This is a genomic window from Pseudomonas corrugata (assembly GCF_001269905.1).
GTDB lineage: Bacteria > Pseudomonadota > Gammaproteobacteria > Pseudomonadales > Pseudomonadaceae > Aquipseudomonas > Aquipseudomonas corrugata.
Genome location: NZ_LHVK01000030.1, coordinates 1 through 13,609, shown reverse-complemented (window position 1 = coordinate 13,609; position 13,609 = coordinate 1). Strand labels below are relative to the sequence as shown.

At 62.8% G+C, this 13,609-nt stretch carries 10 protein-coding genes; 5 read left to right on the top strand and 5 right to left on the bottom strand.

All coding sequences use genetic code 11. The features are described from left to right. Positions 1-229: 229 nt before the first annotated feature. The 4 genes from AD665_RS25715 to AD665_RS25700 are packed head-to-tail and all read right to left on the bottom strand — an operon-like array spanning position 230 to position 6,553. A complete protein-coding gene (locus AD665_RS25715; protein ID WP_053194330.1) occupies positions 230-1,627 on the bottom strand; it encodes a heavy metal sensor histidine kinase in 1,398 nt (465 codons plus the stop codon). After that, positions 1,602-2,276 (bottom strand): heavy metal response regulator transcription factor, encoded by a 675-nt coding sequence (locus AD665_RS25710; RefSeq protein ID WP_024780665.1) that lies wholly within the window; start codon positions 2,274-2,276, stop codon positions 1,602-1,604. The genes AD665_RS25715 and AD665_RS25710 overlap by 26 nt, the downstream gene beginning before the upstream one ends. A gap of 9 nt (positions 2,277-2,285) precedes the next feature. Next, positions 2,286-5,399: a multidrug efflux RND transporter permease subunit gene (locus AD665_RS25705; protein WP_053194329.1), complete on the bottom strand. Its 3,114-nt coding sequence runs from the start codon at positions 5,397-5,399 to the stop codon at positions 2,286-2,288. Beyond that, positions 5,396-6,553, bottom strand: a complete 1,158-nt coding sequence (locus tag AD665_RS25700; RefSeq protein WP_024780663.1) for an efflux RND transporter periplasmic adaptor subunit — start codon at positions 6,551-6,553, stop codon at positions 5,396-5,398. Before AD665_RS25700 ends, AD665_RS25705 begins: the two co-directional genes overlap by 4 nt. Positions 6,554-6,830: 277 nt before the next feature. Here AD665_RS25700 and AD665_RS25695 point away from each other — a divergent pair, with 277 nt between their 5' ends. Further along, positions 6,831-7,061 carry a hypothetical protein gene (locus AD665_RS25695; RefSeq protein WP_053194328.1) on the top strand — a complete coding sequence of 77 codons (231 nt, stop codon included), beginning with the start codon at positions 6,831-6,833 and terminating at the stop codon, positions 7,059-7,061. Between the two features lie 30 nt (positions 7,062-7,091). On the opposite strand, the gene AD665_RS25690 is transcribed toward AD665_RS25695, so the two are convergent. Beyond that, the gene (locus AD665_RS25690) at positions 7,092-8,060 is read right to left on the bottom strand and encodes a LysR family transcriptional regulator (protein ID WP_024780661.1); all 969 of its coding nucleotides are present in this window, start codon (positions 8,058-8,060) and stop codon (positions 7,092-7,094) included. A 331-nt stretch (positions 8,061-8,391) separates the two neighbouring features. Between AD665_RS25690 and AD665_RS25685 the strand changes: the two genes are divergently transcribed. The 4 genes from AD665_RS25685 to AD665_RS25670 are packed head-to-tail and all read left to right on the top strand — an operon-like array spanning position 8,392 to position 13,137. Beyond that, positions 8,392-9,870: an efflux transporter outer membrane subunit gene (locus AD665_RS25685; protein WP_053194327.1), complete on the top strand. Its 1,479-nt coding sequence runs from the start codon at positions 8,392-8,394 to the stop codon at positions 9,868-9,870. Positions 9,871-9,880: 10 nt separating this feature from the next. Continuing rightward, positions 9,881-12,073, top strand: coding sequence for an FUSC family protein (locus tag AD665_RS25680; protein ID WP_053194337.1), 2,193 nt, complete (start codon positions 9,881-9,883; stop codon positions 12,071-12,073). Then, the gene (locus AD665_RS25675; RefSeq protein WP_024780658.1) at positions 12,063-12,263 is read left to right on the top strand and encodes a DUF1656 domain-containing protein; all 201 of its coding nucleotides are present in this window, start codon (positions 12,063-12,065) and stop codon (positions 12,261-12,263) included. Before AD665_RS25680 ends, AD665_RS25675 begins: the two co-directional genes overlap by 11 nt. Positions 12,264-12,273: 10 nt before the next feature. After that, positions 12,274-13,137, top strand: a complete 864-nt coding sequence (locus AD665_RS25670) for an efflux RND transporter periplasmic adaptor subunit (protein ID WP_053194326.1) — start codon at positions 12,274-12,276, stop codon at positions 13,135-13,137. The last annotated feature ends 472 nt before the right edge of the window (positions 13,138-13,609 follow it).

Genomic DNA, 13,609 nt, shown 5'->3' with positions numbered 1-13,609 from the left:
ATGTCTATAGGGTCGATCCATTCCGAGGGGAGCATAGCTGGCAGTTAACCAGATGCTGGCCTTTTGCTGATTGTGCTTGGATCGGAGAGAGCGGGCAATCAGTGTTCAAGTCAAAGCCAAAGCCAAAGCCAAAGCCAAAGCCAAAGCCAAAGCCGCTGCCGATGACCATGGCTCCCTGATTCTGGGCTAATTGCCTTTCGCCCAGCATTCAAAGGCTTGGAAAAGACGATCAGCTCGCTCGGGGCAGGTCGGTCGGCAAACGGATGCCGAAGGTATTGGCACCGCGGTCGCTATGCACGAAAACATCCCCGCCGTGCATCAGCGCGATCGCCCTGACAATGGCCAGCCCCAGCCCATGGTTGGCGCCACTGTTGCTCCGAGAGGCGTCGACCCGGTAGAAACGTTCGAACAGCCGCGGCAGATGTTCGTTGGCGATGGGTTCGCCGGGGTTGGTGACGGCAAGGGTGACCTGGTCGGCCTGGGCTTCAATACGTACGTCGATGACTTGTCCGGGCGCAGTATGCTGCACGGCGTTGCTCAGCAGATTGATCAGCGCCCGGCGCAGATGGGCGATCTCGATGCTGGCCTGTGCGTCGCCGCTGACTCGCACCTGGACCTGTGCGTCTTCGAGGATGAAGTCCAGGTAATCGAGGGTGGTTGCCACTTCGTCGGCCAAGGACGTGATGGTCAGCGTGGTGGCCTTGCTGCCTTGGTCGGCGCTGGCGAGGAAGAGCATGTCATTGATGATCGAGCGCAGCCGTTCCAGTTCTTCGAGGTTCGATTGCAGTACCTCGAAATAATGTTCGGCCGAACGACCGCGAGTCAGCGCCACCTGGGTCTGGCCGATGAGGTTGGTCAGGGGCGAGCGCAGTTCATGGGCTACGTCGGCGTTGAACGATTCCAGGCGCGAATAGGCTTGTTCGACCCGATCGAGGGTGGTGTTGAAGGAACTGACGAACTGGCTCAGTTCTGGTGGCAAAGGCGATAGCCGCAGGCGCCCGGACAGGCGCGGAGGGGCCAGGCGCCGGGCTTCATCGGAGAGCTTGATCAGTGGCTTGAGGCCGATATGTGCGACCCAGTAACCCAGCAGGGAAGCGAGCAGCACCCCGATAACCGCCAGGCTCACCAAGGCCACCAGCAGGCGATGCTGGGTCTGGTAGAACGTCTCGGTGTCGATGCCGATCATGAAGCGCAACGGCGGTCGTTGATCCTTGGCCGGAAACTGGCTCACCAGCACTTTCATCGGGTAGTGGCTGTTGGGCAGTTGCAGGTCACGCTTACCCAGTGGCCCTTCGGTGAAGGCCCGGATCTGCTGATCGGGATCGCCATATTCGAAGTGAGGATCTCCGCTGACGATCCAGAAGTGGATGCGCTTGTCTTCCTCGCCCAGCAAGCGCAGTTTGTTGTGGATCTTCACCCAGTGCTCGGGTGTGCCATAACGGCCGACCGTGGACTCGAGCACGCTGTAGCGGGCATCGAGTTCGGCTTCGGGCAACAGGCCCAGGCCTTTTTCGACCTGCTGGTACAAGGCGCCGCCGATCAACAGGAACACCAGCGCGGCAACCAGTGTGAACAGGCCGCTGAGGCGTAGCGCGATACTGTTACTCACTGCGATTTTCCAGCACATAGCCCATCCCGCGAATGGTGTGCAGCAACTTCTGCTCGAAGGGGCCGTCTAGCTTGGCCCGCAGGCGTTTGATCGCCACCTCCACGACGTTGGCGTCGCTGTCGAAATTGATGTCCCAGACCATTTCGGCGATGGCGGTCTTGGAGAGGATTTCACCCTGGCGGCGGGCCAGGACACTGAGCAGCGAGAACTCCTTGGCCGTCAGGTCCAGACGTTGGCCGGCGCGGGTGGCCTTGCGGCTGATCAGGTCGATCCACAGGTCGGCGATGCTCACCTGCAACGGTTCATGGCTGCCGCTGCGACGGGTCAGGGCTTGCAGGCGGGCCACCAGCTCCAGGAAGGAGAACGGTTTGCCCAGGTAGTCGTCGGCACCATCGCGCAGGCCCTTGATGCGGTCTTCGACCCGTTCCCGGGCGGTGAGCATGATCACCGGTGTCTGCTTGCGGGCGCGCAAGGCTCGCAGCACGCCGAAACCATCCAGACCCGGTAGCATCACGTCGAGCACGATCACTGCATATTCGCTTTCCAGGGCCAGGTGCAGCCCTTCAACGCCGTCGGGGGCCACGTCCACGATGTAGCCCTGTTCGGTCAGGCCACGATGCAGGTAGTCCGCGGTTTTTTCTTCGTCTTCGATGATCAGAACGCGCATGGCCCCGCCTCAGTCTGTAGTCGCCCGCGCCCTGGCTGGCGCAGGCCCGGGATGATGGTCGGGTCGATGGAACAACCGCTCGAGCCACAAGTATATGACCGGTGTGGTGAACAGCGTCAGCGCCTGGCTCACCAGCAGGCCACCGACCACCGCAATGCCCAGGGGCTGGCGCAATTCCGCGCCGGGACCGTGGCCGAGCATCAGCGGCAAGGCGCCGAGCAGGGCGGCCAGGGTAGTCATGATGATCGGGCGGAACCGGGTCATGCCTGCCTGGAAAATCGCCTCCTGCGGTGTCAGTCCGCCATTGCGCTGCGCCTCAAGAGCGAAGTCGATCATCAGGATGCCGTTTTTCTTGACGATGCCGATCAGCAGCACCAGCCCGATCAGCGCCATGATCGAAAAATCCCGGCCCATCAGCCAGAGCATGATCAGGGCGCCGAGGCCGGCGGAGGGCAGGGTGGAGATGATGGTCAGTGGATGCACGAAGCTCTCGTAGAGCACGCCGAGAATGATATACACCGCCACCAGCGCGGCGACGATCAGCCACGGCTGGCTGGCCAGGGAGCTCTGGAAAGCCTGTGCCGCGCCCTGGAAGTTGCCGCTGATTGCGGCCGGCATGCCGATGTCGTTCTTCGCCTGGTCGAGCATGCGTACCGCGTCTCCCAGTGCCACGCCTGGCGCCAGGTTGAACGACAGGTTGGCGGCCGGGAACATGCCATCGTGGGCAATGGACAGCGGGCCGTTGGTGGGTGGATCGAAGCGGGCCAGGGCCGATAGCGGCACCATTTCCCCGCTCAGCGGCGAGCGCAGGTAGAAGTAGGCCAGGCTTTCGGCCTTGCCACGTTGCCGGGTGTCGAGTTCCAGGATCACGTTGTACTGGTTGGTCTCGGTCTGGAACTCGTTGATCTGCCGCTGGCCGAACGCGTCGTACAGCGCCTGGTCGACATCGCTGGCGGTCAGACCGAAGCGTGCCGCCGCGCTGCGGTCGATGTTGATGTGGGTAATGCTGCCGCCCAGTTGCAGGTCGTTGGAGATATCGCGGAACGCCGGGTTGCTGCGCAATCTGTCGGTGAGTTTCTCGGTCCAGGCATTGAGGGTTGGCCCGTCGTTGCTCTTGAGGACGTACTGATACTGGGCGCGACTGGGGCCGGAACCGAGGTTGATGTCCTGTCCGGCCCTCAGGTACAGCACCACGCCGGGAATTTTCTGCAACTTGGGGCGGATCCGGTCGATGAAGCCGCTGGCCGAGACGTCACGTTCGCCTTGGGGCTTGAGGGCGATCCAGAAACGACCGTTGGCAATGGTCTGGTTGCTGCCCGAGACGCCGACGAAGTGGGAGAACGTCTGCACCGCCGGGTCGGCGGCGACGATTTCGGCCAGGGCCTTGTGCTTGGCCACCATGTCCGGGAACGACACATCGGCGGCCGCTTCGCTGGTGCCCAGAACCAGACCGGTGTCCTGTACCGGAAAGAAACCCTTGGGAATGAACACATAACCTGCCACCGCCAAGGCCAGGGTCAGGCCGAACACGCCGATCATCAGCCTCTGATGGGCCAATGCCTTGCGCAGGCCTCTTTCATAGCCACCCAACAGTCGTTCGCCAAAGCCCGGACCTCGATGGACATGATGTACCGGTGCGCGCATGAACAGCGCCGCCAGCGTTGGCGCCAGGGTCAGGGACACCACCACGGAAATCAGGATGGTCGAGGTGGCCGTCAGGGCAAACTCCTTGAACAGTCGACCGACCACGCCGCCCATGAACAACAACGGAATGAACGCGGCAATCAGGGAGAAGCTGATGGAGATCACCGTGAAGCCGATTTCGCCGGCGCCCTTGATCGCCGCCTCACGCATGCCGTCACCGGCCTCGAGATGCCGGTGGATGTTCTCCACCACCACTATCGCGTCGTCCACCACGAAGCCCACCGAGATGACAATGGCCACCAGGGTCAGGTTGTTCAGGCTGAAGCCCATCACGTACATCAGGGCGAAGCTCGCGGTCAGGGACACACCCAGCACTGCCGAGACGATCAGCGTCGCCGAGAGCTGGCGCAGGAACAGCGCCATGACCGCCACGACCAGCAGCACTGCGATCAGCAGGGTGATCTCCACCTCGTGCAGCGAGGCACGGATGGTCCTGGTGCGGTCGATCAGCACCTTGACCTGCACCGCGGCGGGCAGCATGGCTTCCAGGGTGGGCAGGGCGGCCTGGATGCGGTCGACGGTTTCGACGATGTTCGCCCCCGGTTGTCGGAAGATCACCAGGTTGAGCCCCGGCTCGTTGTCGGACCAGGCCTGGACGTAGGCATTTTCCGAGCCATTGATCACCTTGGCGATGTCCTTGAGCTGCACCGGTGCCCCGTCCTTGTAGGACACGATGAGGTCGCCGTATTCCTCGGGCTGGAACAGTTGATCGTTGGTGGACAAGGTCGAGATGCTCGAGTCGCCGTACAGCGCGCCCTTGGCCAGGTTGAGGCTGGCCTGCTGGAGTGTCGTACGGATGTCGGCCAGGGTCAGGCCGATGGCGGCAAGACGGTCGGCGGAGGCCTGGACCCGGATCGCCGGGCGTTGTTGACCGGTGATGTTGACTTGTCCTACGCCGTCGATCTGGCTGATCTGACGGGCAAGCAGCGTTTCGACGTAGTCGCTCAGTTCGGTGCCGGGCATCAGGCTGGAACTGATACTGAGGATCAGCACCGGGCTGTCTGCGGGGTTGACCTTGCGCCAGGTGGGCAGGTTCGGCATGTCGCCGGGCAGTTTGCCGGCGGCGGTGTTGATGGCCGCCTGCACTTCCTGGGCGGCGGTGTCGATGCTCTTGGCGAGGCTGAATTGCAGGATCAGATTGGTCGAGCCGAGGGCGCTGCTGGAAGTCATCTGCGTAATGCCGGGGATTGCACTGAACTGCACTTCCAGCGGCGTCGCCACCGAGGATGCCATGGTTTCGGGGCTGGCGCCGGGCAGTTGGGCGTTGACCTGGATCGTCGGGAATTCCGCCTCCGGCAAAGGGGCGACGGGCAGACGCGGGAAGGCAATACTCCCCAGAAGTATCAGGGCGAACGTCAGCAGCACCGTGGCGACCGGGTGGTCTATGCACCACGCCGAAATCGAACCGCGACCCTTCATGGTTGCGGCTCCGTGGCTTTGGCGACAACCGGTGGGGCGGTGAGTACCTGGACGCTGGTCCCCGATCTGAGGCGTGACTGGCCGTCACTCACCAGTTGATCACCGACATCCACCCCCTTGAGGATCTGCATGTCGCTGTCCTGGTAAACCATTTCAACCGGTACGCTCTCGACCTTGTCCCCCTTGAGCCGGTATACGAAGTGCTGGTCCAGCCCGCGCTGGACCACGGTCGGGGGGACCACCAGGGCACCCTTGTCGAGGGCGGTCTGGATTTTCAGCGTAACCAGTTGCCCGGGCCACAGCCTTTGCCCGGCGTTGCTGAACTCTGCCTTGGCCCGCAAGGTACCGGTGCTGGGGTTGATCTGGTTGTCGATGAGGCTCAGCCGGCCCTCGCCAAGCATTTCCCCTGCCGTGCCATCGGCGCCGATGTAGGCCTTGACCAGCGCCTGCTCGGGCGCGGCGATCATCCGTTGCAAGGTGGGCAGCATCTGTTGGGGCAAGGAAAACTCCACCGCAATCGGGTCGATCTGGGTCACGGTGAACAGGCCTTCGGTGTCGCTGGTGCGCAGGAAATTGCCTTCGTCCACGTTGCGGATGCCGACGCGACCGGTCACTGGGGAGCGAATCTGAGTGAAGGACAACTGCACCTGTGCGGCATCGATGGCCGCCTGATTGCCCCGGGCGGTGGCCTTGAGCTGATTGACCAGGGCCTGCTGTTGATCGTAGGTCTGCTTCGAGACGCCGTCATCGACGCTCAGCAATTTGTAACGCCTGAGATTGACCTGGGCCACCGCCAGTTGCGCCTGGCTTTCGCCGAGCTGGGCCCGCGCCTGGTCGAGACTGGCGCGAATGGAACGATCGTCGATGGTCGCCAACAAATCACCCTTGCTCACCCGTTGTCCCTCCCTGACCAGCAACCGGGTGAGGATCCCGTCGATCTGCGGGCGGATCACCACGCTGTGCAGAGACAGCACCGTGCCGATGCCGCTGGCAAAGCGCGGTACATCCTTCTGCTCCACGCTGACGACCCGTACCGGAACGGCAGCAGGCTTCCCGGGTTTGGCGGCGATGGGCTTCATGACGAACCAGAGGGCGAGGGCCGCCAGGGCGACCAATGGCGCTACGAGCAGGACGGTTCTTTTCTGGATGTGCATGGATGTGGGAGGCCGGTCCGGGACGAAGGGAGTTTCAAGGTTCTTATATAGCGTTGCGAGACGGTCAGGAAGGTGACGGCTAACTGACAGACTTGTCAGTTTTGTCCTGAATTACTGTCGGACGTATTTCAGGTTGAATCCGCCCGATACGTTGTGGCAGCGGCCGGGTATACTGGCGCCGCCGCGTCTTCCTCCAGGCCCGGCTTGCACACCGTGTGGCGAGGAGCAAACCCCTTCGCCACGGATTGATGGCCTACCTTGAGTGAACGGCATTTACATGACTTCCCCTAACGGCGAACCGGCCGACCTGCCTGATGGCGATGTTTCCAGCGCCGAGAGCGGCAAAGCAGCGATCCCGGCCTTCAAGTTTCCCTTCAAGCCCGGTGAACTGGGCACGGCCAAAGGGGCAGGACAGTTGCCGTGGTACAAGAACGGTGTGAAGGATGGTCACACCAAATCCCCGGGTGCCGCACCTCCCGGCACGCGTCGTTCGATGGGCAAGCGCTGAGGGGCGTTCCTGGTGACGGGGCCGGCGACTTCAATTCGCGGCTCGCGCGCCCGCCAGGCTGCCGCTCAACTCATACGCCGTCAGCTCGGCCTGGTGCGCTGTCAGGATTTCCGGCAGCGAGCCTCGCAGGTACTCGACCCAGGTCTTGATCTTCGCATCCAGGTACTGGCGCGAAGGGTAGATGGCGTAGAGATTCAATTCCTGGGAACGGTAATGGGGCATTACCCGCACCAGCGTGCCGTTGCGCAGGCCTTCGATGGCCGCATAAACCGGTAATACACCTACGCCCATGCCGCTGGTGATTGCGGTTTTCATCGCATCGGCGGAGTTCACCAGGAAGGGTGACTGGTTGATGGTGACCATTTCCTGGCCTTCCGGGCCGTCGAACACCCATTTCTCCAGCGGAATGACCGGGCTGACCAGGCGCAGGCAGGCGTGGTTGAGCAGCTCGCTGGGTTTCTGTGGGCAACCGTTGGCCTTCACGTAGGCAGGTGAAGCACAGACGATGCTGTAGGTGATGCCCAGGCGTTGGGAAACGAAGCCCGAATCCGGCAGTTCGCTGGCCAGCACGATGGAGACGTCGTACCCCTCATCCAGGATGTCCGGCACGCGGTTGGCCAGGGTGAGGTCGAAGTTCACGTCCGGATGGGTCTTGCGATAGCGGGCAATGGCATCGATCACGAAATGCTGGCCGATACCGGTCATGGTATGGACCTTCAACTGCCCGGCCGGTCGGGCATGGGCGTCGCTGGCCTCGGCTTCGGCTTCTTCGACATAGGCCAGGATCTGTTCGCAACGCAACAGATAGCGTTTGCCGGCTTCGGTCAGGGCAATGCGGCGGGTGGTGCGGTTGAGCAAGCGGGTTTGCAGATGGGCTTCCAGGTTGGAAACCGCACGCGAGACGTTGGCTGTCGTGGTATCGAGCTGCACGGCGGCGGCGGTGAAACTGCCGGCTTCGGCAACACAGCAGAACGCGCGCATGTTTTGCAAGGTGTCCATGGAGGGCTCTCTAGGGCGATGGCAAATTGTGACACGAAGTTACGGCGCTACGGGATCCGACTTATGGATTATCGCGTTTACGGTAACAAAGATTCGCAGAAAGATCGGCTTATCGCCGTTTGGCTGGGTGCCTAGAATTGCCGGCGTTGTAGGGGCGGGCTGTCTGGCACGGACCTCATGTGGGAGCGAGCCTGCTCGCGAGGCGTTGGGTCAGTTGCCTGCGATAGGGCGGGTGCCGCCGCCTTCGCGAGCAGGCTCGCTCCCACAGGTCGCTTAACCGGCATGCACGCTCGTTGCTTTTCCTTGTCCCTTTCCCAGGAATCTTGCGCAAGTGCCGCGTTGCATCAGCAGAGAGCTGAAGACTCTCAGTGTTTGGGCTTTATCGTTGACCCTCAGCGCTTGCATCGGGACAGGAGGGATCGCACCCCGGGGCGAGGCGTTGTCAGCCGACCGACTGGCCACCGATGAAGCGATCCGCGAGGCCGCCCGCGATGCCCACTGGCCCAGTCGCCAGTGGTGGAAGGCCTATGGCGACCCGCAACTGGATCGCTGGATCGACCTGGCGGTGCAGGACAGCCCGAGCCTGGCCCTGACTGCCGCCCGGGTGCGACAGGCCAAGGCCATGGCCGGTGTTGCCGAGGCGGCCGAGTCGCCGCAGGTCAATGGCCAGGCCACTCTCAAGCGCCACAACTGGCCCACCGATCAGTTCTACGGTCCTGGCGAACTGGCCAATACGACCACCTGGGACAACGACGCCGGCCTGGGCCTGAGCTACGCCCTGGACCTGTGGGGGCGGGAGCGCAACGCCAGCGAGCGGGCAGTCGACCTGGCCCATGCCAGCGTCGCCGAGGCACGGCAGGCGCAGTTGGAGTTGCAGAACAACGTCGTACAGGCCTATATCCGTTTTGCGCTGCACTATGCCCAGCGCGATATCGTCGCCGCGACCCTGCGCCAGCAGGAACAGATTCTCAACCTGGCGCAAAAGCGTCTCGACGGTGGCATCGGCACTCATTTCGAAGTCAGCCAGGCCCAGGCACCATTGCCCGAGACCCATCGGCAACTCGATGCCCTCGACGAAGCCATCGCCTTGAGTCGTAATCAATTGGCGGCGCTGGCGGGCAAGGGGCCGGGAGAGGGCGCGGATCTGCAGCGACCGGCCCTGGCCCTGGGTGCACCCTTGAAGCTGCCGTCGGCGTTGCCCGCCGAGCTGCTGGGCCAGCGACCGGATGTGGTTGCCGGTCGCTGGCAAGTGGCGGCTCAGGCAAGGGGCATCGATGTGGCCAGGGCCGGTTTCTATCCCAATGTGGATCTGGTGGGAGGCCTGGGCTACATGGCCACGGGCGGCGGTGCGCTGGAATTCCTGACGGGCAAGAAACTGACCTACAGCGTCGGGCCGGCCATCACGCTGCCGATCTTCGACGGGGGGCGCCTGCGCTCGCAGCTGGGCGAGGCGGCGGCCGGCTATGATGCCGCCGTGGCGCACTACAACCAGACACTGGTGAACGCGCTCAAAGGCATTTCCGACCAATTGATCCGTCGCGAGTCCATGGACAAGCAGCAGGCTTTCGCTGCCGAGTCCGTGGCCGCCGCGCAACGCACCTACGATATTGCGTTGGTGGCGTTCCAGCGCGGGCTGACGGATTACCTCAATGTGCTCAACGCCCAGAGCCTGTTGTTCAAGCAGCAACAGGTGCAACAGCGGGTGGAGGCTGCCCGCCTCGGTGCCCATGCCGATCTGGTGACGGCCCTGGGCGGTGGGCTGGATGCCGGCGGTGACGCCGCGCCTGATCCTGCATACGCACCGTGGTGATTGCTTGCACATGACCCCTTTAATGATTCCCTTACGCTGGCTCTATCGCCTCGAATGGCGCCGTGGCTTCTTCGACTGGGCCCGCAGCGATGGGGTGACCTGGGTTTACATCTTCAAGGTGCTGTTTGCTGCGTTCCTGACGTTGTGGCTGGCAATGCGCCTGGAGCTGCCGCAACCGCGCACGGCCATGATCACTGTGTTCATCGTCATGCAGCCGCAGAGTGGTCAGGTGTTCGCCAAGAGCTTCTACCGCTTTCTCGGCACATTGGCCGGTTCGGCAGTGATGGTGGCGCTGATCGCGCTGTTCGCCCAGAACACCGAATGGTTTCTTGGCTGCCTGACCCTCTGGGTTGGTGTCTGCACGGCGGGCGCGGCGCGTCATCGCAACTTCCGGGCCTACGGCTTTGTGTTGGCCGGCTACACCGCGGCAATGATCGGCCTGCCGGCCCTGGCCCATCCGGAGGGGGCGTTCATGGCGGCACTCTGGCGGGTGCTGGAGATTTCCCTGGGTATTCTCTGTGCCACGCTGGTCAGTGCCGCTATTGTGCCGCAAACCGCCAGCGCGGCCATGCGCAACGCCTTGTACCAGCGCTTTGGGGTGTTTGCACTGTTCGTCACTGATGGTTTGCGCGGGCGTAGCCAGCGGGATGCATTCGAAGCCGCCAACGTGCGTTTCATTGCCGAAGCGGTGGGCCTGGAGAGCCTGCGTAGCGTGACGGTATTCGAAGACCCACACATGCGCCGACGCAACGGCCGGCTCAGCCGCCTGAACAGTGAGTTCATGGGCATCACCACGCGCTTCAATGCCTTGCACCAGTTGCTCCAGCGCTTGCGCGCCGGCGCCATCGATCATGTGGTGGACGCCATCAAGCCCGGTCTGCAGAACCTCGCCGAATTGCTGGACGGCTTCAGCGCACGGGCCTTGACCGATATGGACGCGGCGCGGCTGGCCCAGGCCTTGGCCCGCTTCAAGGCTGACTTGCCTGCACAGGTGCGTGAGTTGCGGGCCGCGTTCCAGGAGACAGAACCGAGCAACGCGCAGTGGCTGGATTTCCACACCGCCTACGAACTGCTCTATCGCTTCGTCGATGATCTGCACGGTTACGCCCTGACCCATGCGTCCCTGGCCGAACACCGTCACGAACGTGAACACTGGGACGAGCCGTTCCTATCGCAGACCAACTGGCTGGCCGCCGCGGCTTCGGGGTTGCGCGCTGGCTTCATTCTGCTGGTGCTGGGCAGCTATTGGGTCGCCACGGCCTGGCCGAGCGGCGCAACCATGACGATGATCGCCGCCGCCACGGTGGGCTTGTCGGCCGCCACGCCGAACCCCAAGCGCATGGCCTTCCAGATGGCGTGCGGCACGTTGCTCGGGGCGCTGGTCGGCTTCGTCGAGATGTTTTTCATCTTCCCGCTGATCGATGGTTTCCCGCTGCTCTGCGTGATGCTGGCGCCGGTGATCATGTTCGGCTCGTTTCTCAGTTCGCGACCGCAATACGCCGGGGTTGGGCTTGGATTGCTGATCTTTTTCTGTACGGGGTCGGTGCCCGACAACCTGACGGTGTACAACCCCTACACCTTTATCAACGATTACCTGGCGATGATCCTCGGCATGCTGGTGTGCGCCGCCGCCGGGGCGATTATCCTGCCGCCCAACAGTCGCTGGCTGTGGCGCCGGCTCGAACAGGATCTGCGCGAGCAAGTAGTATTTGCCATCAGCGGCAGACTCAAGGGGCTGGCATCGGGCTTCGAGAGTCGCACCCGCGACCTGTTGCATCAGGCCTATGGCCTGGCGGCGGGACAACCTGCTGTGCAACGGGAGCTTTTGCGTTGGATGTTCGTGGTGCTGGAGGTCGGTCATGGGATTATCGAGTTGCGCAAGGAGCAGGCGATCCTGCCGGTGCACCCGGCCTACGCCGAGAGCCAGCCGTGGCGCCAGGCCATCCGCTTGATGGGACGAGCCCTGGTGCGGCTGTTCCGCCAGCCGAGCCAGAGCAATCTGGAGCGTGCCCTGGTGGCGGTAGACCAGGCCATCTGCCGCGTGCAGGCCACCGACGAACCCTTCGCCCCGCATTTCGATACCTCGGCCCTGCGTCGGGTGAAGAGCTACCTGCATTTCATCCGCACTTCGCTGCTGGATCCGCAATCGCCCGTGGTGGCCTTCGCCGCTGCGCTGCCCCAGGACCGTCAACATGCCTCGTGAAATCGCCTTCCATGGCGTGTACATGCCCACTTTGACCTTGATGTTTTTCCTCGCCGCAGCGTTGGCCTGGGCCCTGGATCGTTTCTTGTCGGGGCTGGACCTGTATCGCTTTTTCTGGCACCCGGCGCTGTTGCGCCTGAGTCTGTTTACCTGTCTGTTCGGTGCCCTGGCACTGACGGTATACCGTTGAGATCGATGCAATGAAAAAGTTTTTCAGTCTGCTTGCGACGCTGCTGGTGCTGGCCCTTGCGCTGTGGATCGGTCGTGCATTGTGGGTTCATTACATGAATACACCCTGGACCCGCGATGGTCGGGTACGCGCCGACATCATCAACGTCGCCGCCGATGTCAGTGGCGAGGTGGTGGAGGTGCCAGTGCATGACAACCAGCAGGTGAAAAAGGGCGACCTGCTGATGCGCATCGATCCCGAGCATTACCGTATCGCGGTCAAGCAGGCGCAATCCCTGGTGGCATCGCGCAAGGCGACATGGGAAATGCGCAAGGTCAATGCCCATCGGCGCGCCGACCTGGACAGCCTGGTGATTTCCCGGGAAAACCGCGACGACGCCAGCAACATCGCCGACTCGGCCCTGGCTGATTACCAGCAAGCCCAAGCGCAACTGGAGGCGGCTGAATTGAACCAGTCGCGCACTGAGGTTCGCGCTGCCGTGGATGGCTATGTCACTAACCTCAACGTGCACCGTGGCGACTATGCGCGCATCGGCGAGGCGAAGATGGCGGTGGTCGATATGAATTCGTTCTGGGTGTATGGCTTCTTCGAGGAAACCAAGCTACCCAAGGTGCGGATCGGCGACTCGGCGCAGTTGCAGTTGATGAGTGGCGAGGTGCTGAAGGGACATGTGGAAAGCATCTCCCGCGGGATCTACGACCGTGACAATCCGGTCAGTCGCGAGTTGATCGCCGATGTGAACCCGACCTTCAACTGGGTCCGCCTGGCCCAGCGGGTGCCGGTAAGGATTCATCTCGACGAAGTGCCTGACAGCGTGCTGCTGGCGGCGGGGATGACCTGTACGGTGGTGGTCGAGCCCCGGGCCGGCAACTGAGGGCCTGAGAACGCCACAAATCCCTGTGTGCGAGCCTGCTCGCGAAGCGGTGGGTCAGTTGCAGGAGAGGTTGCCAGTGCCGCCGTCATCGCGGGCAAGCCTTGCTCCCACAATGCTTCCTGCATGTGCGAGAGACTGGTGTTCACCGCCAATCTCTGTGTGAGCGAGCCTGCTCGCGATGGCGGTGGGTCAGTTGCAGGAGAGCTTGCCAGTGCCGCCGTCATCGCGGGCAAGCCTTGCTCCCACAATGCTTCCTGCATGTGCGAGAGACTGGTGTTCGCCGCCAATCTCTGTGGGAGCCGAGCTTGCTCGCGATGGCGATGGGTCAGTTGCAGGAGCGGTTGCCAGTGCCGCCGTCATCGCGGGCAAGCCTTGCTCCCACAATGCGTCCTGCATGTGCGAGAGACTAGTGTTCGCCGCCAATCTCTGTGGGAGCCGAGCTTGCTCGCGATGGCGATGGGTCAGTTGCAGG